Origin of the sequence: Acinetobacter sp. ANC 4805 (genome assembly GCF_022549495.1) — a bacterium.
GTDB lineage: Bacteria > Pseudomonadota > Gammaproteobacteria > Pseudomonadales > Moraxellaceae > Acinetobacter.
This window is the reverse complement of the sequence record NZ_JAKZGD010000004.1, coordinates 35,856-60,792: the sequence shown is the minus strand read 5'-3', so window position 1 is coordinate 60,792 and position 24,937 is coordinate 35,856. Positions and strand designations below refer to the sequence as shown.

Genomic DNA, 24,937 nt, shown 5'->3' with positions numbered 1-24,937 from the left:
CCTTATGTCTAGAGTTACCTTAAATCGCTTCAATGACACTTCAATGAATAAAAGATGAACAGATCATGACGAAAAAAAAGACCTGCATGAGGTCTTTTTTCTTAATCTTTAGTGCTTCGCCCGATTGGTAATCAATGTACCAACGCCATGATCGGTAAAGATTTCTAATAAAGTTGCATGTGGTACACGACCATCAACAATATGCGCACTAATCACACCGCCTTTGACTGCATCTAATGCACACCCCACTTTAGGAATCATACCGCCATAGATCACACCCGTTTCAATTAAACGATCCACCTCTTGGGTACTTAATCCAGTCAGTAAATTTTTGTTTTCGTCTAATACACCCGTAATATTGGTCAATAGAATCAGTTTTTCAGCACCCAATGCTTCTGCAACTTTTCCAGCGACAAGATCAGCATTGATATTATAAGTGTTACCTTCTTCATCCACACCTAATGGTGCAATTACAGGAATAAAATCACCTTGGGTAAACATTTCCAATACATCGGTTTTAACGCCTGTCACTTCACCGACCATGCCCAAATCAATTTGAGAAATGGAGCCATCAGCTTCTTGTTTCTCCATGAGCAATTTACGTGCGCGAAGTAAATTACCATCTTTACCGGTTAAACCAATCGCACGACCGCCATGTTGGTTAATCAGATTGACAATCGATTTATTAACACTACCACCGAGCACCATTTCAACCACTTCCATCGTGGCTTGATCGGTGACCCGCATCCCATCAATACGATCAGACTCTTGCCCTAAACGTTTAAGCAATGAATCAACTTGTGGGCCACCACCATGTACGACGATTGGATTTAAACCCACTGTTTTTAATAATACGATATCGCGAGCAAACGAGCTTTCTAGCTCTGGATCAGTCATTGCATTGCCACCATATTTTACAACCAACGTTTTACCTGCAAAACGTTGAATATACGGCAAAGCTTCAATCAAAATTTTTGCTTTATCAATGCCGATATGCTCGTGTGGCATGCGTCTCTCCTTATTAAGCTTGTGCGAGTTCTTGTGCAATTTGCGGATATTGACCTTGCATCATAGAAACAAATTCTTGGCGAATTTCACGTAATCGATTTGGATTATCTGCATCAAAACGAACTGTGAAATACTCACCTGTATTAGATGCTCGAATAATGCCAAAACCATCGTCAAAATCAAGCCTTACCCCATCTATTTTACTTAAACGAGCGCCTAAACGGTGACTTAGAATTTCAATATCATTTAAAACTTGGTTTGGATTAGCATCGTGGGTACTGATATATGTGTCTTCGGTACAGTAACGCTCAGGATATATCGCCAATAATGAAGACAAGCTTGCCGTATCTGAATGCGTGAAATATTCCATCACACGCAATGCTGCGTATAGCCCATCGTCATAACCGAAACCGCGACCATCATTAAAGACATAGTGACCTGCATATTCACCACCAAATACCGCATTGCCTTTGGACTGAGATAAATACGTTCGCAAGAAACTACTTCCTGTACGAATCATTTTAGCTTGTCCATTCAAACGTTGTACGGTATCAGCCACCATTTGAGAACATTTCACATCAAATACAATTTCTTTGCGTGGATGCTGTTGTAAACAGATTTGTGCAAATAAAGACAATAAACGGTCTGGACTAATAATATGTGCATGCTCATCGACTAACACCAACCGATCACCATCACCATCTAAAGCAATGCCTAGATCAGCTTTTTCTAAAATAATGGCTGCTTGTAAATCTGTTAAATGCTCAGCATGTGAGGGATCTGGGGCATGATCAGGAAAATTCCCATTGGCTTCACAACGTAAAGCAATGACCTGACAACCTAACTTTTCTAAAACCAGTTTTGCACATCGACCTGCTGATCCATGCAAACCATCCAATACAATTTTTAAAGGGCGTGATAATTGAATATCATCTAATAAGGATTGCTGATACTGCAAACAATACAAAGGCACAATTTGATGTAGCACATGATCAGAATCAATCATTTGCTGAACATTTGGCAAAGAAATTTGTGCAAGTTGTCCAACCTGTTGAATCACGTCTGGCGTTGGGGGTTCACCATTTAAAATCCATTTAATACCATTATCTGATTTAGGGTTATGGCTTGCAGTCACCATAATTCCATTTCCCCCAAAATCACGAGCAATGTAATACATCATGGGGGATGAGCAACACCCAATATTGATCACAACTAAACCTTGTTGCTCAAAGATCTTTTGAATGATGTGGGCATAAGCAGGGCTAGTTAAACGAGCATCATAACCAATTACAACGTGATCTTGTCCTGCATTTTTATATTGTAGTGCTAGAGCATAGGCAATTGAATGAATCACATGAGGCGTTAAGTTGCTCAGTTTTCCACGGATATCATAAGCGCGAAAAACACTCAGAGGAAATGTATGTTTTATATTCACAGTAAACCCCTATTTTTATAATCATTAGCTGATTCAAAAAAAACAGAAACTATTAAGAAATTAATTAACCCTTATTCAGAAAAATTAAAATAATTTGTCAGCTGCTTTTTAATACAAATTTAGGGAACAATCAATATGACAAATGCAACGCTTTTCAGTAAAGCATTGCATTTAAAGTGATAATTACTAAAACTTAGTGCTGACCCGTATGTCCAAAACCACCTGCACCACGTTCAGTTGCGACAAATTCACTCACTTGTTCAAACTCAGCTTGTACCACAGGCACTAAAACATATTGAGCCAAACGCTCACCTGGTTCTAAGCGGAAGGTATTCTGCCCACGATTCCAAACCGAAATCATCAACTCACCTTGATAGTCAGAATCAATTAAACCCACCAAATTTCCTAATACGATACCGTGCTTATGACCTAAACCTGAACGCGGTAAAATTAAACCAGCAAAGTTTGGATCTTCGATATAAATTGCTAAGCCAGTTTTCACTAAAACCGTTTCACCTGCTGCAATTTCAATGGCTTCATCTAGACATGCACGTAGATCTAAACCTGCTGAACCTGTAGTCGCATACGAAGGCAGTGCCCACTCTTGACCTAAACGCGCATCTAATACTTTAACTTGGACTTTCATTACAACTTCCTACTGACTATTTCTTAACGTTTCAATAATGCTTTTAAGTTTGCGAGATATTGCTGAGCTTGCTCTTTGGGATCAACATTTGGCGCAAGTTTCTTTTTGCGGCCATGCCATTCCAAATCATCTTGTGGCAATTCATCCAAGAAACGGCTTGGTGTCATTTGACGCATTTGACCACCATTCTTACGTTGTTCGGCAAGCGTCAAGGTTAAACCTTGGCGAGCACGAGTAATACCAACGTACATCAAACGACGTTCTTCTTCGATGGTTTCAGAAGCAATTGAGTTCTTATGTGGCAATAGCTCTTCTTCTAAGCCAATCATATACACATAAGGGAATTCCAAGCCTTTTGCCGCATGTAATGTTAATAAATTGACTTTATCGGTATCTTCTTCTTCCTGCTGTTGCTCTAGCATATCGAGCAATACCAGTTTACGAATCACACTTTCAATATTTTTTTCATCAACATCATCTGTACGATTCAATAGATTTTGAATACTGCTATATAAGCTTTCAATACTGTCAAGTTTGGTTTTTTCTTGTGCAGGAGTCGCCGCTTGCTCACGGATATAATCAATATAGCCCGCCTCATTGATCATTTGACGAACCTTTGGCATTGGCTCATCATCATCTAAAAGTTCACGCGTAAAGGTTGCAATAAAGTCAGCAAACTCATGCAATTGCGTTGCCGCTTTCTTTGGCAATACCATTGCTAAACGTTGATCAGACGATGCTGTTAATAAGGACAACGTATTTTCTTGGGCAAATAAACCCAGTTTTTCTAAGGTAACAGGTCCAATCGCACGTTTTGGCGTATTAATAATACGCAAAAATGCACTGTCATCTTCAGGATTAATGATGAGGCGTAAATAGCTCATCACATCTTTAATCTCTGCTCGTGCAAAGAAAGATTGCCCACCTGATAATTTATATGGAATCTGCATTTGACGCAGTTGGGTTTCTAATACCCGCGCTTGGAAATTACCACGATATAAAATGGCATAGTCTTTCCAGTTTTTACCATTCATCAACTTATGCGTGATAAGGTCTTTGACAACGCGCTCTGCCTCATCATCATCATTTAGGCATGTGATCACACGAATATTTTCGCCATGCCCTTTGTCACTCCACAATTTCTTATCGAAAATATGCGGATTGTTTTCAATCACAGCATTTGCTGCTTTTAGGATACGACTGGTTGAACGGTAGTTTTGCTCAAGTTTGATGACTTTTAAATTATGAAAATCTTCTTTGAGCAAAGCCATATTTTCAGGTTTTGCACCACGCCATGCATAAATAGATTGGTCATCATCACCTACTGCGGTGAACTGCCCCATCACGCCAACAAGAAGTTTTACCAGAGTATATTGTGCCGTGTTGGTATCCTGATACTCATCCACCAATAAGTAACGAACACGGTTTTGCCATTTATCTCTGACTTCAGCATTTTCTTGAAGTAAGCGAGCAGGCATTACAATCAAATCATCAAAATCGACTGCATTATAGGCACGTAGGTTACGTTCATAAAGTTGATACAAATGCGCTAACTGTACATCATCAACAGTTTCACAAGTTGAATGGGCTTGCTCAGGTAAGACTAGATCATTTTTCCAATCTGAAATTTTCTTCATTGCTTTTGCGATGAGTTCTTTACTCTCTGCACCTGACAAATTGTCACGTTGCATTAAGTCCATCAGAATTCGTTTGCAGTCATCCGCATCTAAAATCGAGAAGTTGGCTTTAAGTGGTAGGTTTTTTAATTCTAAACGTAATAAATTCAGACCAAAAGTATGGAAAGTCGAAACTGAGAGTCCTTTAGCTTCTTCACGAGACAATAATTTACCTACACGTTCTTTCATCTCACGTGCAGCTTTATTGGTAAAGGTCATTGCAGTAATACGATGTGCAGGAATACCACATTGCTGTACGAGGAAAGCAACTTTTCGAGTAATTACGGAGGTTTTACCTGAACCTGCACCTGCAAGCACCAACAATGGCCCTTGAACATATTTCATGGCTTCAAGTTGCTTGTCATTGAGTTGACTGGCAGATGACATCTCGGAATACCTCTCTCGTTTTCGAGCATGATTATAGACATCTCTGTTTTAGAATCCCAATAGTAAATCTTGGGATATGTATAAATTATGATGCCTTATCTCAATAACGCGCCATAGGTTGTCGCGAGATTTTTAAAGTGATAAAAAAACCACCCGAAGGTGGTTTTAGAATTCAGTAAAAATTACTGTTTCGCATAAATGCTAATTTCTACACGGCGGTTTTGCTCACGTCCAGCAGCGGTGCTATTGCTTGCAATAGGGTTTGCAGAACCAAGACCTTGTGCATCAATACGACCACCTGAAACACCTTGGCTAGACAAATAGTTTTTCACTGACTGTGCACGTGCTTGAGATAATGGGAGGTTGATAGAATCATTCCCTGTATTATCTGTATAACCTGTTACCAAAATCGCGCTCTTATTATCTTCAGCCAAAACTTGTGCAACTTTGTTTAAAGTGCCATAGAAGTTAGGTTTAATATTTGATTTATTGGTATCAAATGTAATGCTACCCGGCATGATTAATTGAACAGAACCATCTGGATTACGACCTACATCAACACCTGTACCCGCCATTTGCTCACGTAATTTTTTCTCTTTGTTATCGAGATATAAACCACCTGCACCACCTAAAATCGCACCGATAGCAGCAGCACGGTTGTTTTGAGATGATGAGTTAGCATTACCTTTAGATACACCATAACCCGCAGCAGCACCAATTAAAGCACCTAAAGCAGCTTTATCATATTCAACGCCGCCAATATTATTACCTGTAGTTTGGCAACCTGAAAGTACCAAGCCAGCCCCGACTAGTGTTGAAATTACTAATGCACGCATTGCGTAGCTCCTGTCTATGTATTTTGTTGTCTAAACAAATAATGAATGAGAAAATCAAGCTAGACCATTGATATTTTGTTAATAATAAACAGTTTATTTGTATTTTTGTAATATTTTGATGCACTTTTCTTGAATATATCCACACATTTCCTCCAATGTTTATATTTCACAGAATACAAACAAGATGAGATAAAAATCACATTCACGAAAATTACGTAAACGTATGCTATCTTTGATTTGAAAAATTCGGCTGATTTAGAGTTTGTATCTAAAAGTGCTGAAAATATATAAAAAATGTGAACATTACTAAATATACAGTTGTATTTAAATATCTGTTGTTTATAGTTGAAAGACCTCTTTTCTTCAAAAATCTGCACTCAAGGTTTGATTTATGTCTACCACAAATAAAAAAGCATCCTTACTGCAAAAGGTTGGTAAAGGACTTACGGTTGGCTCAGTGATTACTGGAAGCACTTTTTTTCATGGGCCTCCTCTTCTAACATTAGGTATCACCAAGCTATTCAAAAAATCAAAAAAAATAGATGAAACCAATATTCAATTGGCCAATAGTTGGATTGGTATTAACAACCAGTTGATTGAAAAAGTTCTCCCCAATCTACAATGGGATATAAGTATTGATAAAGCACTTGACCTCAATTTAGAAGGTCGTTATATGATGATTTGTAATCATCAAAGTTGGGTGGATACCACAGTTAATCAATATTTTGGATTGACTCGCATGCCACTCACTCGCTTCTTTACCAAATGGGAACTCATCTTCATTCCTTTTGTTGGGCAAGCATTTAAGATTTTGGGTTTCCCGATGATGAAACGCCATAGTAAAGCGCAAGTGGCAAAAAATCCTGAGCTAAAACACCGTGATATGCTAGAAGCACGTAAAGCCTGTGAACAATTATTAAGTCAGCCTTTTACCTTACTTAATTATCTCGAAGGAACACGTTTTACTACGGAAAAACATGCTGAGCAGCAATCACCTTATCAGAATCTACTCAAACCCAAAGCAGGTGGTTTAGCATTGGCTTTAAATATTTTAGGCGATAAAATCGATGCCTTAGTCGATATGACCATTGTTTATCCAGACGGTGCGCCAGATTATGGTGATTTTTGGTTAGGTGATGTCTCACGTATTGCTGTAGATTTGCGTAAGATTGATATTCCAGATTGGTTACTTCATGGCAATTATGAAGATGACCCAATTTACCGCGAACGTTTTCAGCAATGGGTCGATCAAATCTGGACAGAAAAAGACCAATTGATTTCACAAATGAAATCTAAATATTATCAATAGTCTCATTAGGAATTGACTCACCACATGACTCAGCAGGACTCAAAACAAAACTCTAAATATAGCCTTGTAAATCCAAACAGTAAGTTTTTTAAACTGTTTCTTGTTTATGACATTTTCATGGTGTTTATTATTGTTTTTAATTTGTTCTGCTTAGGCATGAACTTTTTTTTAATGAGTAATATTGGCGAATGGTTTTTTAATACAATTCATTTACCCAATGTGCTTGAGTTTTATCGTAGTTACTTACACCCTTGGGTGATTACGACAGAAGCATGGTTTATTATTTTTTTAATCACTGAGCTTGCCGTACGATGGGCTATTGCGATTGTGAATAAACACCATGCGCGTTGGTGGTTTTTCCCATTTATTCATTGGTACGAAATCTTAGCGATTATTCCCCATTTACGTTTTCTTCGTTTATTTCGCGCAGGTATTATTGCATATCGCCTACATGAACTTGGGTATAAAGTTGTACCTGATAACATTCGTATTAAAGCAGCGTTTTACTATAGTGTCATCATGGAAGAACTCTCTGATCGCGTTGTCATTTCGGTCATAGATGGCGTTCGACAAGAACTTGAAACCAGTTCGAGTCATAAAAAAATTATTCATGATCTCGTTGATCATCATCGTCAATTGTTTACTGTGGCGCTATCTTCTTTACTACAAGAATCCTTAGCAAAAACATTGCAAGAACAACAACCAATGATTACGAAAAAAGTAGGCATTATTGTCAATCAAGCGATTGAAGATACGCCTGAACTGACCCAGTTATTACGTTTAATTCCTCTTGTTGGTGGAAGAATTGAACAACAGATTCAAAGTATTGGGCAACGTTTAGGTGAAAATATTAGTATTGGTTTAATTGAACCTTTTACAGCAGGCTCTGCACACAACCCAAATGAGAATTATCAATTGATTGCAGAAAAAGTCAGTGAGCTAAATATTGATAATCACTACTTAGAAGAATTGGTTGAATCAGTTGTATTTGAGAGCCTCGCAGCCATACGAAAACAAGTAAAAATCAAACAATGGCAGCAAACCTTGCATGAATATGATCAATTGGATAAAAAAGCAGAATGATTACAAGAAAATTTACCAATCTAGCTAGAGAATTCCTGTAATTTGTTCTAGCATCTGCTTTTATTTACAACATGCTTTAACACAATAGAGTGCTTCAAAAAGCCCTTAAGGATAAATTATGGCTGATATACGGATTACGGGCAGAATGGTAAATTTTAGTCGACTTACGTTCGACACAAATGACCATAATGCAATCCGCCAGCAACTTTCAAGCACACTCAATGAAGGTTCTTATCTTGGAACTCTAGTCATTATTGATAGTACTGTTGAACAAGAGCTGATTGCATTAATTCAACTACTCATCGATCTTGGTTTACAACCAATGGCGGTGATTGATGGTATCTTGGGTGATGAGGCTCGCGCCATTCAATTCCCTGTCCTACCTGCAGACCAACCTTTGCAACGTATCAAAGCATCGAAAGAACAAATCGTTGATCATAGCCCTGAAAAGACGACTGCTGAAAAAACGCCAGAAAGTCCAGAAATACAAACACCGCAAAAACAAACATCAACCACGCATATTACCTCTTATCATGATGAGATTTTGCGTACTGGGCAATGTTTGGTACAAGATCAGGGCGATATTATCCTCAATGCGGGTATGAACAGTGGTTCTGAAGTCATTGCGTCTGGAAATATTCACATTTATGGCAACGCTCGTGGTAGAGTCATTGCAGGTGCAGGCGGCCATACTTCAGCTCGAGTCTTTTGTCATTCATTAGAAGCTGAATTGATCTCTATTGCTGGGACGTATTGTGTCGCAGATGATATTCCAAAGGATATGATCAAAAAACCCGTGCATATTTATTTAAATAACAAGCAAGAGCTTGAATTTGAAGCCTTACAGTTTTAATTTAACTTATTAAACACCAAAAAAGCCCTTTTAGGGGCGTATGACCATAAATAGGAGTGGATTCGGTGGCCAAAATTGTTGTCGTAACGTCAGGCAAAGGTGGTGTAGGTAAAACTACAACAAGTGCATCTTTTGCAACAGGTTTAGCCCTACGTGGTCATAAAACTGTTGTGATTGATTTCGATGTAGGTTTACGTAATCTTGATTTGATCATGGGCTGCGAACGCCGTGTAGTTTATGACTTTGTGAATGTCATCAATAATGAAGCTCGCTTACAACAAGCATTGATTCGTGATAAAGAAATTGAGAACTTGTACATCCTCCCTGCATCACAAACACGTGATAAAGATGCTTTGAGTGATGAAGGCGTTGCTCGTGTGATTGATGAGCTTGCTCAAGAATTTGACTATATTATCTGTGATTCACCTGCGGGTATTGAGCGTGGTGCAATCTTGGCAATGTACCATGCTGATGAAGCAATCATTGTGACAAACCCTGAGATTTCATCAGTGCGTGACTCAGATCGTATTATTGGTATGCTTGATAGTAAAACCAAAAAAGTTGAACACAACGAAGGCCGTATCCGTAAACATCTCTGTATCACACGTTTCAACCCTGAACGTGCTGACAAACAAGAAATGTTAACGATTGATGATATTTCTAAAGATATTTTACGTGTGCCGACTTTAGGAGTTATTCCTGAGTGTCCAAGCGTACTACAAGCATCTAACGAAGGTAAACCTGTAATTCTTTATGATGAAACTAAAGCTGGGCAAGCCTATGATGATTTAGTCGCTCGTTTCCTCGGCGAAGATCGTCCTTATCGACACATTGCAGTACAGCCAAAAGGTTGGTTAGCTAGACTATTTGGAGCGTAATTATGGCAGGATTTTGGAGTAAACTTTTTAGCAGTGATGAAAAACCATCAAGTGCGCAAACAGCCAAAGATCGCTTAAAAGTTATTGTTGCATCTGAACAAGGTTTAGGCCGCCGCTTAAGCCAAGACAAAATTGACCAAATGAAAAAAGAAATCATGCAAGTGGTCAGTCGTTACGTTCGTGGCGTAGATGAACAGCATATTCAAATGCAAGTTCGTTCAGAAGCAAATATCGAAATGTTAGAAATGAATATCAATTTACCTGAAGATCGATAGAAGTTTTTTCATTAGCGATTTTTCGCAAATAAAGGCAAAATACCTTGCGACTGGACAAAGCGATGCTTTGTTATTTATTCGGTCTCGTATTTTGCCTTTATTATTTTAAGACTGAGGAGATTGTCATGGCATTATCACAGCCAGCAACTTTCAATGAAGAATGGTCAGATGAGCGTGTTTTTGCCTACCTCAACCAACTTCCACCCGCAGATGTAAATGCTGACTTTCATGTGCTCTATCATGCGTTCAAACATATGCGCCCTTTCGACTATGAGCGCTTGATTACTCAATTTTTAGCTGATGGTCGTGACCTGAATGCAACTAATCCTGAAGGACAGCGTATTCATGACGTGATCGCTCAATTTCCACGTCAGAAAGGTGGTTTCTTAGAAGTTTTAGCAAAATTTGCTTAATAGAAAAGCCTGCATCAAGCAGGCTTTTTTAGGTCTATTATTGCTATCGACTTCCAATCAGATACATCCCTAATAGAGTAAAAATTCCACCAGAAATCCCATCAATCCATTTCGCAAAGTTTTGATACGCTGTTCTAAATGTAGGTAATGAAAATACAAAAGCCACCACTAAAAACCATAGTAAGGTCTCGATCGCAATAATAAAGAAAAGTAATGAGTGGTGTTGATCAAATAAAGGGTTCGCTAGGAACAATGAAAATACACTACCAAAATAAATGACCGCTTTAGGATTTGATAGGTTTGTCAACAAGCCTTTCATAAAGAATAAATAAGGTGATTGTGGCAAAATCATTGGAGTAATCGTTTGATTATTTTTAGAGAAAGCAGATCTAAGCATTTGAAACCCGAGCCAGCACAAATACAAACCACCTACAATCAACAGACCTCGTTTCAACCATGCCATTTTCTCAAAAATAATATTCAGTCCCATTAATGCTAATAAAGACCATAGCATTGCACCTAGGCAAATACCCAAAACAACCAATACAGCTTCTTTACGGGAGCGACTGATTGCAGTTTGTGAAACCAAAAAGAAATCTGGACCCGGCGTAATCAATGCACAAAAATGAATAAAAATGAGTGTACCTAATGCAATGAACACGATTGACCTCAAAACTGAGATTTTAAAGGTCAAGCTTAAATAAAAAACGTGATTATTACCATATAAAATACACAAAAAATAATGTAAAAAAGCCTCTGAATAGAGGCTCTCTTACTAAATTATTTTGATTAAACTAAAATATCGCGCTTACCGTTTGCTCCCATCGAGCTCACGATTCCATTCTCTTCCATCTGATCAATGATACGCGCCGCACGGTTATAGCCAAGACTAAATTTGCGTTGTAACGATGAAGTTGAAGCCTTACGTGTTTCTAAAACAAAAGAAACACATTGATCATAAAGTGCATCACGACTTGGGTCACCATCACCATCTTCAAAACCACGTGAAGTTGGTTCTTCATCAAATGGCGTTAAGATTTCATCGACATAATCTGGTTCACCACGTTCACGCCATGCATCACAAATACGGTTCACTTCATCATCGCTAATAAAAGCACCATGCACACGCTCAGGCTCAATTTTACCTGGCCCTAAGAATAACATGTCACCATGCCCCAATAAGTCTTCTGCTCCACCTGCATCGAGGATCGTTCGTGAATCAATCTTACTGTTTACACGTAAAGCGACACGTGTTGGGATATTCGCTTTAATCAAGCCTGTAATCACATCTACAGATGGACGTTGCGTTGCTAGTAATAAGTGAATACCTGCTGCACGTGATTTTTGTGCTAAGCGTGTAATCATTTCTTCCGCTTTTTTACCGACCTGCATAATCATGTCGGCGAATTCATCGGCAACGATCACAATCGATGGTAATGGTGCCAAACGCGGTGCTCGTTCCCCCACAACCGAATCGCTGGCTTTCCATGTCGGATCAATCAGATCATCACCATTGGCAATTGCTTCTTCCACTTTACGGTTATAGTCTGCTAGCTTACGAATTTTAAGGAAAGACATTAATTTATAGCGGCGTTCCATTTCATTAACACACCAGTTTAATGCACTTACCGCATCTTTCATGTCAGTGACAACGGGTGTTAATAAATGTGGAATATCATTATAGTTGGCTAATTCAAGCTGTTTTGGGTCAATTAGAATTAAACGTAATTGATCAGGCGTGTATTTTAATAACATCGACAAAATCATCGAGTTGACTGCAACGGACTTACCTGAACCAGTCGTTCCCGCAACCAACATATGCGGTGCTTTGCCGAGATCTGTAATCACAGGATTACCAGAAATGTCTTTACCCATTGCCATTGAGAGCAAGCCCGCAGGATCTTCAAATGCAGGCGTTTTTAACAGCTCAATCAAGCGTACCATTTCACGACTACTATTCGGGACTTCAATACCGATATACGGTTTTCCTGCAATAACCTCGACCACACGAACAGATGCCATCGACATTGAACGTGCCAAATCACGCGAAATATTGGTGACTTTAGATGCTTTCACACCTGGCGCAAGATCAAGTTCGAAACGAGTCACCACTGGCCCAGGTTGAGCTTCTACAACTTGGGCTTTAACATTAAATTCTTGTAGTTTAATTTCTAAAAGTTCTGACAGTCGTGCTAATTGCTCAGCAGTAAAATTCACCTTTTTATTCGGATCGACCTTATCCAATAACTCTAAACCAGGTAAGGTTGGCAAGTCACGACGTTTTTGTGCCACTTGCATTGCTCGCGACATTGGGCGACCAAATGAATCTGTTAAGGGTGCATCTAAGTCAAAATCATCTTCAATATCAAAATTTTCTTCAACTTTACCCGCAGTTTCTTGCCATGCCTCAATAAATGCTTCTTTTGATAATGTTTCTTTAGGCGCTTCAACTTCAATTGGTGCTTTTACAAAAGTCTGAGGCTGAGCATAGCTTGTCGTTTGAAGCTCAGTTTTTCCATCTTTATCATCAATTAAAAGATCATCGAAATCATCAAAGTCATCACTTGCAAAAGCATGTTTATCATCGTGCCCCATCTCCTTAACAGTAGTGGTATGTGAATGAATGACATTTGATGGTGGAGTAGAATCAATAACTGCTACTTCGGTATCTATTTCAAACTCAATTTCATCTACTTCTGTATGAGGGTTTGATGATAGCTCTTGAGTAAATGGTTTATGCACATCAGTTGCAGTTTTACTATTTGGCACAGCAGCCAATAACTCATCAAAGATTTGGTCATCATTCCAATCAACATGACTTTGACTCGAACGCTGAGTTAAAGATGCACTATCTGATTGTGAATATTGAAATGGAACACTTTCTGCATCATCAGCTGCTCTTAAAAGCGCATCAATTTCTTGTTTATGGCTCGCATCATCATGTTGTAGCGCACGCCATACCTCCCCTGTTTGAACTAAACGCTGACTCTCGGCCTCTAGTTGATGGGCATGTTTTAAAGTTTGTTCAAAGCCTTCTGCTGACAATACGTCTTGCTGTTGAGCATTTTGCTGTTCCTTAGCAACGACATCTGCAAACAACTTTTCTGCTAATAGTTGATGATGAGCATTCTCTACTGCCGTAGACTTAGGCTGAACGCTCGGTTCTACCTTTTGGTTCATCTCTCCTGTTTCTACTATGCTTGGCTCATCAGCGGGCAGTGAAGACTTCGTCTTTAAAACAGGCGTTTGTGCTACAGCCAATTGCTCAGTCAAATCATATGCAGATTCATGTTGTGGTATATTTTTATAGAATAAATCTTGTAAATAAGCTGGCGTATTTTTTAATGTTGCCCAAGTTTTGTTCCACTGGATACCAAAAGCTAGGGTCAGTAATAAAATACTAAATGAAAGTAAAAAAAATGTTGCACCATAAATCGTTAAAAGTTGAGCTAAGCTCTGACCTAATTCATACCCAATGATACCACCTGCCGCATTTTCTAAAGTATCCGCAGGTACATTCCAATGCAAATACAATAAACTCGAAATAGACAGAATCAAGAAAAACTGAGCAGCATAACGAAATGGACGATTTAAAAAACTTCTAGGCCACCAAACTTGAATCGCTTCTATAAACAGGAATAGAGGAATAAATAAGCTTGCCCAACCTAAAAAACCAAATAACAAATCTGCAATCCAAGCACCTGCAACACCACTTGCATTTGAGACCTGTTGCGTATCACTTGAAATATGCATCCAACCTGGATCAAAAGGTGTGTAGGTTACTGTGGCAAGAAATAGATAAATGCCAAAAGAAATCAAAAATAATGTCATTAAAAAGCGTTGTGCATAAACACTTGACACCGCAGCCATATACAGTCCTGTAACCCAATTTGTTATTTGTAGGTATCGATTAAGGTCTAACTGACCTTGATCAATAAGTTTTATATTATGCACTCGTTCTTACAAAAAAGATGCACGATTGTTTACTGTTGTTGTTAACATCCATTGTTGTTGCAAACATTGATGAAATATCAGTAAATGCTCTCCATGATATAGCTCAATTCGATTAGGTTTATCAATATTATCCACCCCACTTTGATGTGGATTAACGTATAATTTTAACAGTTTTAATATAAAAAGGATGTTCTTTAATGAGCGCTCGCCATTCACGGTTAATTATTTTGGGTTCTGGTCCTGCTGGTTATAGCGCAGCAGTTTATGCAGCGCGTGCAAATCTTAAACCAACACTCATAGCGGGTCTGCAATTGGGTGGTCAATTAACAACGACAACTGAAGTTGATAACTGGCCAGGTGACCCTGAAGGATTAACTGGTCCTGTATTAATGGAGCGTATGCAAGCTCATGCAGAACGATTCGGTACAGAAATTGTTTATGACCATATCAATGAAGTAGATCTTAAAACACGTCCATTCGTGTTAAAAGGTGATATGGAAGAGTACACTTGTGATGCTCTTATTATTGCAACAGGAGCAACTGCGCAATATTTAGGTCTTGAATCTGAAACAGCATTTATGGGTCAAGGTGTAAGTGCTTGTGCAACTTGTGATGGTTTCTTCTATAAAAACCAAAATGTAATGGTTGTAGGCGGTGGTAATACTGCCGTTGAAGAGGCACTTTATCTTTCAAATATCGCTGCACATGTCACATTAGTACACCGTCGTGATAGTTTGCGTTCTGAAAAGATCTTACAAGATCATCTTTTTGCAAAAGAGAAAGAAGGCAAAATCAGTATTATTTGGAATCATCAAGTAGATGAAGTTCTAGGTGATAAAACTGGTGTAACTGCTGTTCGAATTCAGTCCACACAAGATGCAAGCACACAAGATATTCAGGTTCAAGGTCTCTTTGTTGCGATTGGACACAAGCCAAATACCAGCATGTTTGAAAACCAGTTGAACTTGCGTGATGGATATATTCAAGTTCAAAGTGGCACTTCAGGCAATGCAACAGCCGCTTCTATTGAAGGCGTATTTGCCGCAGGTGATGTAGCAGATAGTATCTACCGCCAAGCAATCACTTCAGCAGGTTCAGGCTGTATGGCTGCTTTGGATGCTGAAAAATATCTCGATAATTTGAACTAATCTCCATATTCTCTTGCGTTGACAATTTGGAATAGATTGTCAACGCACTCTAGTTGCGTTAATTTAGAATCATTCTTATTCACTTTAGCAACTATGCAAGCGCTACCTTTATCACAATATATTTTCCCAGATCCTATTGAAGCCGATCCAGAAGGACATGGCTTTATTTGCATAGGTGCAGATCTTTCCCCTTCTACCTTATTTGAAGCATACACACACGGTCTATTCCCTTGGTTCAACGAAGATGAACCGATTTGTTGGTGGAGTCCAGAGCCTCGCTGTATTATTGAGCCTTATGCGTACAAACCAAGTAAATCGCTGATTCGAAATATGAAAAAGTATGATTATCACATTACCATTAATCATGCTTTTGAAGATGTCATTCGCTCATGCTCACGCCCACGTAGTTATGCCAATGAAACATGGATTAGTGAAGACATCATTCAAGGGTACTGTGCCTTATTCGAAGCAGGCTATGCCTATAGTGTAGAAGTGTGGCACCAAGAAAAATTGGTCGGTGGTTTATATGGTGTAACGATTGGAAAAGGTTGTTTTGGTGAGTCCATGTTTAGTACTGAAACCGACGTTTCTAAAATGGCTTTTTACACACTGATGTTGATTGGTCAGGAAAATAAATTACCTTGGATAGATTGCCAATTGGTCAATGACCATCTTTTAAGCTTGGGTGCTTGTACACTTTCTCGCCAAGTCTATCTAAAATCGTTACAAGATGTAATTATTGCCCCCTCTATCAATTGGAAAAGTTATCAAGAACGTGTATTTTCAAGTAAAACAATAGCACTTTGTGCAAAATTAGACGGTTAATGGATTAACACCTTGGAGGGACAGATTCATGAAATCATACCAACCCAAGTCCCTTTTAAATGACTTACAGTATTATATTACGCCGCCACACGACTGTAGTTATCTTGATAATAAGTCAGCTCGGATGGTATTTTTAGACCCGATTCACCGTATTGATGTGGTGACATTGTCTGAACTTTCACGTGTTGGTTTTCGTCGTAGCGGTGACTTTGTTTATCGACCTGAATGCCATTTATGTCGTCAATGTTTATCTTGTCGCGTTCCAATTCAAGAATTTAAAATGAATAGCAGCCAAAAAAAGGCATGGAAACGCAATCAAGATTTAACAATGAGTATCTTGCCAACCTCGCAAGCCACTCAACAACATTATGATTTATATGAAAGATACATTAATGAACGCCACTCAGATGGTGATATGTATCCTGCAAGTTTGGATCAATTTGAGAAGTTTTTAGTTCATAGCTGCACAGAAAGTTTCTTTATCGAACTTTGGGATGATCAGAAACTGATTGCGGTCTCCACATGTGACTTAATGGATGATGGGCTCTCTGCCGTTTATACCTTTTTCGATCCAAATGAACAACGCCGTTCATTGGGTGTATTTGCGATCCTTAAACAAATTGAATATGTACGCACGCTCAATCTAGATTACTTATATCTAGGCTATTGGGTGCCGCATTCAGCCAAAATGAATTATAAATCGCAATATACACCACTGGAATTATTGCTTGATGGGCAATGGCGTCGACTTAATCGCCCGCTCTCAGAAAATGAAATCCATCAGCTCGGCAACTCATTGATGAGTACCCTACCTTCTGAGTGGAATAATTTAATTATTAAATAAGGAAATGTTTTCAAATAATTTATCATACGCTGTTGGCTCTCCTCTTATTTAGGAGAGCTAACAAATCTTGCCCATCTTGTACCCAAAATTTATCTGAACTAGGGAGTTTTTCTTCAGAATATTCATTAGTAAAATCAATGAATTCACCGCGCCAATCATTTAGTACGTGGCGCTCCATACATAAAATTTCAATATTTGATGCCTTATTTAAGGCTTTGGAGTATTTATCTTGAATCGCAAGTTACTTACAGCTGAAGGCTATCAACGCTTACAAGATGAGTTAAATGATTTAGTACGTAAAGAACGTCCAGAAATTACGGCAATCGTATCATGGGCAGCAAGCCTCGGTGATAGATCGGAAAATGCTGACTACCACTACAACAAGAGAAAACTAAGAGAAATCGATCGTCGAATTAGATACTTAACTAAACTTTTTGAGGTTGCTCATAAGGTTGAATATAGTCCAGAACAAGATGGAAAGGCTTATTTTGGAGCATGGGTTGAATTAGAAAATGACGATGGTCAAATTATTAAGTTCCGCATCGTCGGAGATGAAGAAATTTATGGATGTAAAGACTATATTTCGCTCCAATCTCCTATAGCTAAAGCTTGTTTAGGTAAATCTGTGGATGATGAAATTCAAGTGCAAGCCCCTAATAGTACAAAAGTTTGGTACATAACAAATATCAGCTATACCCATTAAACTTTAAACTCTCTCGATTGAAGCTGATTTATATCGGATAAGAAAATTATTTTCCTTTAGTTATCAGTATAGAAAATTTGAATCATAGACAAACAATATCGTTTTCTTAGGAACATGCAATTTAGCCACGAGCAAAGCTCAAAACGTTACAGACTACTTAGCGAATATGTATACATCGTATGTACTAATCAACTCTGCTATAAAAATAAGCTATGATTCATATGATAGAAACATTTACTTAAACAATGATTTAAGCTAAATCACGTTGTAGTTCAATAGAATTTGAAATTCTTTTATATTTATGAAGTTACCTTGTTCTGTAATTCTATTGGCAATATCTTAAAATTTAAGATCGCTTGTGGTTGAATAAACTGTAATCCATAATCTTCAATTATTCTGAAATCTTCGCCAGCACATTGCTTAGTCACTTATTTTAGATGGCTCAAGTTTCATAAATGGCACTTTAATATTTGGAAGAGTATGTCAAATTTTTCACTCTCTCATAAATCCAACTACGTTAATACAACATTTAATTTACAAGTTTTTGCATTGTATTCCTTATTTCAACACCACAACAGTGTATAAATTTTATTCTTTTCTTAATCAAGTATTTGTGAGGTGTTTCTCATTTTTTTACTGATCAAAATTTGACAATCCCTTTTTTGACGATTAATATGCGCCCCTAAGTTGATTTTGTTTGTTTTTTGTACACTTTGTGAATGGTGTGTAACACAATCATCATTTCTTCCATCAATCCTATGTCATTTTGAATGGCGTCATGACTTGCCCACCCTTATTGAATTTATCAACTTTTAAAAGTTAGAGCATTGTTTTGCTGAACTTTTTGGGCATAAATTACCTGTAGCGGAGACAACATGCACAGTAATTCAAGTTCTGGGTCGAGGCCTAGCCTTAACTCTTTATCTTCCAAACTTTCATTTCAAGCTGTCGCACTCGGAATTGCAATCATTCCATTCAATAGCTTGAATGCAGAAAAATCACATCAATACAATGCTGTTGTTACAACGAATGTTTTAACAGTGGTTGCAGTTGAAAATCCAACAACTGTATTTAAAGACGGTCAGTTTTTACATGGCTTTGGTTATGACTTAGCACGCAACTATGCCCAAAGCTTAAATGTCAGACTTGATTTTAAAACAGTTCCTGACAATGCCACCGCATTGAAATGGATCGCTCAAGGCAAAGCCAACATAGCGATGACCACTGCAAATCTTGCAACGATTGAAAGCAAACACCTTGTTTCCTTTTCGGCGAGCTGTGGTGATCAATCCAGCTTAAGTAAAAATGGATTAAATCCACAACTTAATTGGGTACTTCAGCAAGCAGATGATCCATTAACGCTTACCGCAAGTGGTTTTGTCTGTCAAAGTAAGCAATTGGGTACAACGCAACAGCTCGCTTCATTCTATAATCGGAATGTAGTGAAACCTGAAGCCTGGTCTACGATTCAGAAAGATCTAAATCAGCGTTTACCAATTTATAAAGCAAGTTTTAAACGAAGTGCATCTAAATATAATCTAGATTGGCATTTACTCGCAGCAATTGGCTATCAAGAGTCTTATCTTAAACCAACCTCAGTTTCTCCCACTGGTGTACGTGGCTTAATGATGTTGACCAATAGTACAGCACAAGCAATGGGTGTCAGTAACCGATCAGATCCAATACAAAGCATTCAAGGCGGCGCCAAATACTTTGATCTGATGCTAGACCAATTTAGCAATGTACCTTACCCAGACCGTAATTGGTATGCTTTAGTGGCGTACAATATGGGACCAGGCGCAGTGAACCAGATTCAGAAACGAATCAAAGCTCAAGGTAAGAACCCAAATCAATGGGTAAATTTATACGATTATTTACAGCGTAACCAAGCTCAAAATGGTCGTTATAAGCAAGCTGTTCAATATGTAACACGTATCCGAACCTACTTAGAGCATTTAAAGACTAGCAGCCGTATTGATATCTAAATTTAAGGTATAAAAAAGCTTACCAATCGGTAAGCTTTTTTTAGAAAGGAATTAAGCAGTTTGCTCAAGTACTTTCTTGAATAAATCTTTTTGTTCTTGGCTTGGCTTAGCTGTTTGTAAAGCCATAAGTTGAGACATATCGCCTTGTACTTTGATTTTACCTGTCATGAATGCTTGCATTGCAGCAGCCATATCAAACTCTAAGAATACTTTACGTAAAGTTTCAGCATCCATATTTAAAGTTGTTTTTGCATTCGCAGATAAACCTTTTAGGATTTTACCTGCATCTAAAGCCAATTCGGTATTACCAGCTGCATCGGTTACAACTAAGTTAATCGCTAAATTCGCAAGTGCTGGTGGTAAGTTTAAATCACCCGCTTCAGCAGTAAGTTTTTCAACAGTTGCAAACCAATCATCAGTTAAAAATGCAGCCATGATTATTCCTCAAATGTATTTGTTCAATTTCTTGTGCCATCTATCCAGATGACATTACATGAAGCAATTTGCTTGTGCCCTGTTATAGCACGTAATTTTTATTTTAGGCTATGACTTTTTGTACGAAGAATTCAATTTTTTAGGCTTTTTTATAAAAAAAAAGACACTTATTTAAGTGTCTTTTTTAAAAAACTTATATTTTACTCAGCAGCGAAACTTAAATTGACTACATCAAGGCGATTTTTCATCTCTTCTGGGTCTTTTAAGTCAAATTCACGTTGACTATCCAAAGCTTCGAAATCAAATAATTCACGGTCAGCCAATTGCGAAGGCGATACGTTCTGTAATGCACCAAAAATGCTATGTAAGCGTTTAGGATGTTGTCTATCCCATTCACGTAGCATGTCATTAATAATGGCACGCTGTAAATTCTCTTGTGAACCACATAAGTTACACGGAATAATTGGGAATTGACGTAATTCAGCATATTTGATGATGTCTTTTTCTTCGACATATGCCAAAGGACGAATCAAAATATTCTTCTTGTCTGAGGAAAGAAGTTTCGGTGGCATTGCTTTTAAGCTACCGCCATGAAATAAATTTAAGAAGAAGGTTGCCATGATGTCATCACGATGGTGACCTAGAGCGACTTTAGTTGCCCCTATTTCTTGTGCAAAGCCATAGAGCGAACCACGGCGTAAACGTGAACACACGGCACAATAGGTCTTGCCTTCTGGAGTCAAACGCTTAGTAATGGTGTAAGTGTCTTTTTCAAGAATGTAATATGGAATATTGTTTTCTTCCATATAGCGCGGCAAAACATCTTCTGGGAAACCTGGCTGTTTTTGATCGAGGTTCACAGCAACGACATCAAAGTTGATCGGCGCGATACGCTTGAACTGTAATAAAATATCGAGCAAGGTATAACTGTCTTTACCGCCAGATACACATACCATGACCTTATCGCCATCTTCGATCATGTTGTAATCACGAATTGCATGCCCAACTTGACGACGTAGCTTTTTCAACAGGCGATAATATGCCGAACTCGTCGGAAGCTCAGGCTTAAAATTAAATCCTTGGTTGGACTCCACTGGCGCGTACATAGACGTGATTTACTCATAAACAAAAATACCGCGAGATTTTATCCCATTCCGAAAAGATGCGCACCTAAAGAATTTTTCAATTTCGTCCAATCGTCATATTTCAGTTTCATACTGGTAAAATTGTGACCAAATTATGTCAAAACTGTCTGGATTGCTTATATTTCAAACTTTTCCACAGTTTTCCACAAAAGCTGTGGATAAAATTGTGGATTTCTTCGCTATTGACAAACTGTTTTTAGCTGATAATAAGGCTTACAATCAAATTGATCATTTTTTAACCACTATTTTTAATAGAAAAAAATCAATGACTTATTTAAGTCAAGACTTCTATTTTAAAAAAAATATTTTAATTTTTTTTGCTGAACATTCGCACAAATGGACTTGATTTTTGTCAGACAGTGAAAATAAAAAAATTGTAGCCAAAGTTCTTTTTCCACTTTTTTTTGTTACACTGCTGTGAAGAACTTATGCTCATCTTTTGTGAATATTATAATGATGGACAAAACAAAATATATTTTTGCCCTTTGCTTGGGGACGATCGGTTTTCTAAATTGTACAGTATCAAGTTATGCTGGGCAGACGATTTATCAATTTAAAGATAATAATGGCACAACTTTGCTGACCAATAAAAAGAAAGCAGAATACAGCCATCTAAAAGTTGTAAAAGCAACCTATTATCCTGACAGTAATATTCATAGTTATAGTAATTGGGGTTCAAGTGAAGCCTCTGTTCTGCCAAGTTATAGCCGTAATAAAAATGCCTTTGACCAACTGATCCGCCAAGCTGCTCAACAACATGGCATTTCTGAAGGTTTAATTAAAGCCGTCATGCATACTGAATCAGGCTTTAATATTAATGCACGCTCACCTGTCGGCGCTCAGGGCTTAATGCAACTTATGCCTGCAACTGCACGTCGTTTCAATGTCAGTAATGCCTATGACCCTCAACAAAATATTTTTGGTGGGGCGAGATATTTAAGTTGGTTATTAAAACGTTTTAATGGTAATACCCAACTTGCTGTGGCTGCATACAATGCAGGTGAAGGTAATGTTGATAAATATGGTGGTGTTCCACCATTTCGAGAAACACAAGATTATGTGCGTCGTGTGACAAGCCGTTATCAAAATCTTTATTCATCGAGCTTAGGTTCTACATCCAATTCAAATGCGGCGAATACTCAAGTAATTGCTCAATCTGCAAATTACACCTCATCTAACCCAGAACCTGTCCCCCCCCCTAAACAATATAATCGCCAAATTATCACCTTAGCTGATGGTACGTTCACAGATGCACCAGGGACATATACCACTACAAATGCAACTGCTTCTGCACGCATTCGGGTAGGTGATTAATTATTCAGATCACTGATTCTCATCACATGATTTTTCTTACTTTTTTATAAAAATTACGCTCATATCACCATTGAAAGCTTATAGATCGTTTTATTAGCTTAATGTATCTATATCTATTTTTTTCTTGAATTTTTGAGGTTCGCCCTGCATATTATTGTTGTGATTTAATTTATAAATCAGATCAATATTTATTTACAAGAGGGTTTTCTCAATGATGCGGATTGGTTTGTTCTTGCTAACCAACCTCGCGGTACTGGTTGTAGCTGGCATTATTTTGTCACTCTTCGGTGTCGGTAGTTACCATGGTGCGGGTGGCTTAAACCTAGGCAACCTATTAGTGATCTGTTTTGTCTTCGGTATGGTAGGTTCTTTTATTTCCCTATTTATGTCGAAGTGGATGGCTAAAAAAACCACTGGAACTGAATTAATTGACCCAAATGCACCACGTAGTCAAGCCGAAGCTTGGTTACTACAAGAAGTGGCTCAATTATCTCAACGCGCAGGTATTAATATGCCTGAAGTTGGTATTTTCCCTTCTTACCAATCAAATGCGTTTGCAACAGGTTGGAATAAAAACGATGCTCTGGTTGCTGTATCAACTGGTCTATTAGAGCGTATGAATAAAGATGAACTGCGTGCCGTACTTGCACACGAAATTGGTCACGTTGCAAATGGTGACATGGTGACGCTTGCGCTGATTCAAGGTGTCGTCAATGCCTTTGTCATGTTCTTTGCACGTATTGTAGGTGACTTTATCGATCGTAACGTCTTTGGTCGTGAAGATGGTGAAGCACCTGGACTTGCTTATTTTGCCATTACAATGGTGCTCGATATCGTATTTGGTATCATGGCATCTGCGATCGTGATGTGGTTCTCTCGTCAACGTGAATATCGCGCAGACGAAGCTGGCGCACGTTTAGCAGGTAAACAGGCGATGATTTCTGCACTACTTCGTTTACAAGCAGAATCAGAACTGCCAGATCAAATGCCGAAAGAAATGAAAGCATTTGCGATTGCGGAAGGTAAGGAACAAGGTTTTAGCTTAGCGGCTTTATTCCAAACCCACCCAACCATTGAACAACGTGTTGCTGCATTACAGCAATTAAATGTTCAATAATCAGTATCAGATAAAAAATAAAGCCTCCGTGATGGAGGCTTTATTTTTGAGGATCAATTAAGGGGTCTGAAAAGATTGATAAAATTGCCAGAGATAGCCAAAGCCTGCCCATACCAATACAGCCAGTAAAATAAGTACAACAATACCGAGTAAATCTGGAATACGTAGCCACACCCAACTCACCACAGGATTACGCCAAAAGGCTGACGTTTTCTGTTTTTGTTCCAGTGATTCATGTAAGAAAGGATGGATTACATGAATATCACTGTACACTTGATATTCCTCACGGATATGCTCATGTACAATTTCCAATGTTCTTCGACTTGGGCGAATAAACACATCAAATAACGTTCCCACAATCGGCACAAAACCAACGAACATATCCATAATCGCCAGTTTGAGCACACCATTCAGTTTATGTTGTGGCACACCGACTTCTCTTGCTTTTTTAAAGGCATACAATGTCAAAATAAAACCCGCAACATCCCCTGCAAATGGAATCGTACTTAATGCAGCATCAGCACCAACGCCCTGTTTGGTAAATGGAATCCGAACCAAGCTATCCATTGTATTGGCGAATTTTGCCAAATCACGCTCTACGGCAATCGCTTGCTGCTTGCTGAGTTTTTTCTGCCCTGTTTGATCTGTCATTTCTAACCCAAAATGAT

24 protein-coding genes are annotated in these 24,937 nt (G+C 38.3%); 14 read left to right on the top strand and 10 right to left on the bottom strand.

Annotated elements, in window-relative coordinates:
- Window positions 1–108: 108 nt before the first annotated feature.
- The 5 genes from argB to MMP60_RS06640 all read right to left on the bottom strand — a co-directional run bounded on the left by argB (window position 109) and on the right by MMP60_RS06640 (window position 5,988).
- Window positions 109–1,008, bottom strand: a complete 900-nt coding sequence (argB, locus tag MMP60_RS06660; RefSeq protein WP_005056478.1) for an acetylglutamate kinase — start codon at window positions 1,006–1,008, stop codon at window positions 109–111.
- Window positions 1,009–1,021: 13 nt separating this feature from the next.
- A complete protein-coding gene (locus MMP60_RS06655; RefSeq protein ID WP_241335544.1) occupies window positions 1,022–2,443 on the bottom strand; it encodes a phosphomannomutase/phosphoglucomutase in 1,422 nt (473 codons plus the stop codon).
- A gap of 193 nt (window positions 2,444–2,636) precedes the next feature.
- Complete coding sequence (gene dut / locus MMP60_RS06650; RefSeq protein ID WP_018679659.1) at window positions 2,637–3,089, bottom strand: dUTP diphosphatase; 453 nt, start codon at window positions 3,087–3,089, stop codon at window positions 2,637–2,639.
- Between the two features lie 23 nt (window positions 3,090–3,112).
- Window positions 3,113–5,152 (bottom strand): DNA helicase Rep, encoded by a 2,040-nt coding sequence (gene rep / locus MMP60_RS06645; protein WP_241335543.1) that lies wholly within the window; start codon window positions 5,150–5,152, stop codon window positions 3,113–3,115.
- A gap of 182 nt (window positions 5,153–5,334) precedes the next feature.
- Window positions 5,335–5,988, bottom strand: coding sequence for an OmpA family protein (locus tag MMP60_RS06640; protein ID WP_241335542.1), 654 nt, complete (start codon window positions 5,986–5,988; stop codon window positions 5,335–5,337).
- 391 nt (window positions 5,989–6,379) lie between these two features.
- Here MMP60_RS06640 and MMP60_RS06635 point away from each other — a divergent pair, with 391 nt between their 5' ends.
- The 6 genes from MMP60_RS06635 to MMP60_RS06610 all read left to right on the top strand — a co-directional run bounded on the left by MMP60_RS06635 (window position 6,380) and on the right by MMP60_RS06610 (window position 10,799).
- The gene (locus tag MMP60_RS06635; protein WP_241335541.1) at window positions 6,380–7,297 is read left to right on the top strand and encodes an acyltransferase; all 918 of its coding nucleotides are present in this window, start codon (window positions 6,380–6,382) and stop codon (window positions 7,295–7,297) included.
- Between the two features lie 24 nt (window positions 7,298–7,321).
- The gene (locus tag MMP60_RS06630) at window positions 7,322–8,380 is read left to right on the top strand and encodes a preprotein translocase subunit SecA (RefSeq protein ID WP_241335540.1); all 1,059 of its coding nucleotides are present in this window, start codon (window positions 7,322–7,324) and stop codon (window positions 8,378–8,380) included.
- A 118-nt stretch (window positions 8,381–8,498) separates the two neighbouring features.
- Window positions 8,499–9,233 carry a septum site-determining protein MinC gene (minC, locus tag MMP60_RS06625; protein ID WP_241335539.1) on the top strand — a complete coding sequence of 245 codons (735 nt, stop codon included), beginning with the start codon at window positions 8,499–8,501 and terminating at the stop codon, window positions 9,231–9,233.
- Window positions 9,234–9,298: 65 nt separating this feature from the next.
- Window positions 9,299–10,111 (top strand): septum site-determining protein MinD, encoded by an 813-nt coding sequence (minD, locus tag MMP60_RS06620; protein ID WP_018679653.1) that lies wholly within the window; start codon window positions 9,299–9,301, stop codon window positions 10,109–10,111.
- A gap of 2 nt (window positions 10,112–10,113) precedes the next feature.
- Window positions 10,114–10,386, top strand: a complete 273-nt coding sequence (minE, locus tag MMP60_RS06615) for a cell division topological specificity factor MinE (RefSeq protein WP_004663449.1) — start codon at window positions 10,114–10,116, stop codon at window positions 10,384–10,386.
- 125 nt (window positions 10,387–10,511) lie between these two features.
- On the top strand, window positions 10,512–10,799 hold the full coding sequence (locus MMP60_RS06610) for a PA4642 family protein (RefSeq protein ID WP_241335538.1): 288 nt from the start codon (window positions 10,512–10,514) through the stop codon (window positions 10,797–10,799).
- Window positions 10,800–10,842: 43 nt separating this feature from the next.
- Here the strand turns inward: MMP60_RS06610 and rhtC are convergent, their stop codons facing one another.
- On the bottom strand, window positions 10,843–11,460 hold the full coding sequence (gene rhtC, locus MMP60_RS06605) for a threonine export protein RhtC (RefSeq protein WP_241335537.1): 618 nt from the start codon (window positions 11,458–11,460) through the stop codon (window positions 10,843–10,845).
- 128 nt (window positions 11,461–11,588) lie between these two features.
- Window positions 11,589–14,669 carry a DNA translocase FtsK gene (locus MMP60_RS06600; RefSeq protein WP_241335536.1) on the bottom strand — a complete coding sequence of 1,027 codons (3,081 nt, stop codon included), beginning with the start codon at window positions 14,667–14,669 and terminating at the stop codon, window positions 11,589–11,591.
- A 281-nt stretch (window positions 14,670–14,950) separates the two neighbouring features.
- On the opposite strand from MMP60_RS06600, the gene trxB reads away from it, so the two are divergent.
- From trxB to MMP60_RS06575, 5 genes are all read left to right on the top strand, one after another.
- On the top strand, window positions 14,951–15,901 hold the full coding sequence (gene trxB / locus MMP60_RS06595; protein ID WP_018679648.1) for a thioredoxin-disulfide reductase: 951 nt from the start codon (window positions 14,951–14,953) through the stop codon (window positions 15,899–15,901).
- Window positions 15,902–15,994: 93 nt separating this feature from the next.
- Entirely contained in the window at window positions 15,995–16,726 is a 732-nt protein-coding gene (gene aat / locus MMP60_RS06590) for a leucyl/phenylalanyl-tRNA--protein transferase (protein ID WP_241335739.1), read from the top strand.
- Between the two features lie 28 nt (window positions 16,727–16,754).
- A complete protein-coding gene (locus tag MMP60_RS06585) occupies window positions 16,755–17,570 on the top strand; it encodes an arginyltransferase (RefSeq protein WP_241335535.1) in 816 nt (271 codons plus the stop codon).
- 229 nt (window positions 17,571–17,799) lie between these two features.
- Window positions 17,800–18,273: a transcription elongation factor GreB gene (greB, locus tag MMP60_RS06580; protein ID WP_241335534.1), complete on the top strand. Its 474-nt coding sequence runs from the start codon at window positions 17,800–17,802 to the stop codon at window positions 18,271–18,273.
- Between the two features lie 875 nt (window positions 18,274–19,148).
- Entirely contained in the window at window positions 19,149–20,258 is a 1,110-nt protein-coding gene (locus MMP60_RS06575) for a transglycosylase SLT domain-containing protein (RefSeq protein WP_241335533.1), read from the top strand.
- A gap of 51 nt (window positions 20,259–20,309) precedes the next feature.
- Here the strand turns inward: MMP60_RS06575 and MMP60_RS06570 are convergent, their stop codons facing one another.
- On the bottom strand, window positions 20,310–20,693 hold the full coding sequence (locus MMP60_RS06570; protein WP_018677097.1) for an SCP2 sterol-binding domain-containing protein: 384 nt from the start codon (window positions 20,691–20,693) through the stop codon (window positions 20,310–20,312).
- Between the two features lie 200 nt (window positions 20,694–20,893).
- Window positions 20,894–21,799, bottom strand: coding sequence for a tRNA 2-thiocytidine(32) synthetase TtcA (ttcA, locus tag MMP60_RS06565; RefSeq protein ID WP_018677096.1), 906 nt, complete (start codon window positions 21,797–21,799; stop codon window positions 20,894–20,896).
- 133 nt (window positions 21,800–21,932) lie between these two features.
- On the opposite strand from ttcA, the gene MMP60_RS06560 reads away from it, so the two are divergent.
- The 3 genes from MMP60_RS06560 (at window position 21,933) to htpX (ending at window position 24,269) form a co-directional block, all read left to right on the top strand.
- Window positions 21,933–22,184, top strand: coding sequence for a hypothetical protein (locus MMP60_RS06560; RefSeq protein WP_241335532.1), 252 nt, complete (start codon window positions 21,933–21,935; stop codon window positions 22,182–22,184).
- Window positions 22,185–22,291: 107 nt separating this feature from the next.
- Window positions 22,292–23,152 carry a lytic transglycosylase domain-containing protein gene (locus MMP60_RS06555; RefSeq protein WP_241335531.1) on the top strand — a complete coding sequence of 287 codons (861 nt, stop codon included), beginning with the start codon at window positions 22,292–22,294 and terminating at the stop codon, window positions 23,150–23,152.
- A gap of 211 nt (window positions 23,153–23,363) precedes the next feature.
- Complete coding sequence (htpX, locus tag MMP60_RS06550; protein WP_241335530.1) at window positions 23,364–24,269, top strand: protease HtpX; 906 nt, start codon at window positions 23,364–23,366, stop codon at window positions 24,267–24,269.
- Between the two features lie 57 nt (window positions 24,270–24,326).
- Here htpX and MMP60_RS06545 read toward each other — a convergent pair whose 3' ends face one another.
- The gene (locus MMP60_RS06545; protein WP_241335529.1) at window positions 24,327–24,920 is read right to left on the bottom strand and encodes a DUF4112 domain-containing protein; all 594 of its coding nucleotides are present in this window, start codon (window positions 24,918–24,920) and stop codon (window positions 24,327–24,329) included.
- Window positions 24,921–24,937 lie beyond the last annotated feature (17 nt).

What these genes read in the sequence shown, in the direction of transcription:
- argB (WP_005056478.1), bottom strand. Translation starts at nt 1,008, where the DNA reads ATGCCACACGAGCATATCGGCATTGATAAAGCAAAAATTTTGATTGAA.
- dut (WP_018679659.1), bottom strand. Translation starts at nt 3,089, where the DNA reads ATGAAAGTCCAAGTTAAAGTATTAGATGCGCGTTTAGGTCAAGAGTGG.
- rep (WP_241335543.1), bottom strand. Translation starts at nt 5,152, where the DNA reads ATGTCATCTGCCAGTCAACTCAATGACAAGCAACTTGAAGCCATGAAA.
- MMP60_RS06640 (WP_241335542.1), bottom strand. Translation starts at nt 5,988, where the DNA reads ATGCGTGCATTAGTAATTTCAACACTAGTCGGGGCTGGCTTGGTACTT.
- MMP60_RS06635 (WP_241335541.1), top strand. Translation starts at nt 6,380, where the DNA reads ATGTCTACCACAAATAAAAAAGCATCCTTACTGCAAAAGGTTGGTAAA.
- MMP60_RS06630 (WP_241335540.1), top strand. Translation starts at nt 7,322, where the DNA reads ATGACTCAGCAGGACTCAAAACAAAACTCTAAATATAGCCTTGTAAAT.
- minC (WP_241335539.1), top strand. Translation starts at nt 8,499, where the DNA reads ATGGCTGATATACGGATTACGGGCAGAATGGTAAATTTTAGTCGACTT.
- minE (WP_004663449.1), top strand. Translation starts at nt 10,114, where the DNA reads ATGGCAGGATTTTGGAGTAAACTTTTTAGCAGTGATGAAAAACCATCA.
- MMP60_RS06610 (WP_241335538.1), top strand. Translation starts at nt 10,512, where the DNA reads ATGGCATTATCACAGCCAGCAACTTTCAATGAAGAATGGTCAGATGAG.
- MMP60_RS06600 (WP_241335536.1), bottom strand. Translation starts at nt 14,669, where the DNA reads ATGGCTGCGGTGTCAAGTGTTTATGCACAACGCTTTTTAATGACATTA.
- trxB (WP_018679648.1), top strand. Translation starts at nt 14,951, where the DNA reads ATGAGCGCTCGCCATTCACGGTTAATTATTTTGGGTTCTGGTCCTGCT.
- aat (WP_241335739.1), top strand. Translation starts at nt 15,995, where the DNA reads ATGCAAGCGCTACCTTTATCACAATATATTTTCCCAGATCCTATTGAA.
- MMP60_RS06585 (WP_241335535.1), top strand. Translation starts at nt 16,755, where the DNA reads ATGAAATCATACCAACCCAAGTCCCTTTTAAATGACTTACAGTATTAT.
- MMP60_RS06575 (WP_241335533.1), top strand. Translation starts at nt 19,149, where the DNA reads ATGCACAGTAATTCAAGTTCTGGGTCGAGGCCTAGCCTTAACTCTTTA.
- MMP60_RS06570 (WP_018677097.1), bottom strand. Translation starts at nt 20,693, where the DNA reads ATGGCTGCATTTTTAACTGATGATTGGTTTGCAACTGTTGAAAAACTT.
- ttcA (WP_018677096.1), bottom strand. Translation starts at nt 21,799, where the DNA reads ATGTACGCGCCAGTGGAGTCCAACCAAGGATTTAATTTTAAGCCTGAG.
- MMP60_RS06560 (WP_241335532.1), top strand. Translation starts at nt 21,933, where the DNA reads ATGTCAAAACTGTCTGGATTGCTTATATTTCAAACTTTTCCACAGTTT.
- MMP60_RS06555 (WP_241335531.1), top strand. Translation starts at nt 22,292, where the DNA reads ATGATGGACAAAACAAAATATATTTTTGCCCTTTGCTTGGGGACGATC.
- htpX (WP_241335530.1), top strand. Translation starts at nt 23,364, where the DNA reads ATGATGCGGATTGGTTTGTTCTTGCTAACCAACCTCGCGGTACTGGTT.
- MMP60_RS06545 (WP_241335529.1), bottom strand. Translation starts at nt 24,920, where the DNA reads ATGACAGATCAAACAGGGCAGAAAAAACTCAGCAAGCAGCAAGCGATT.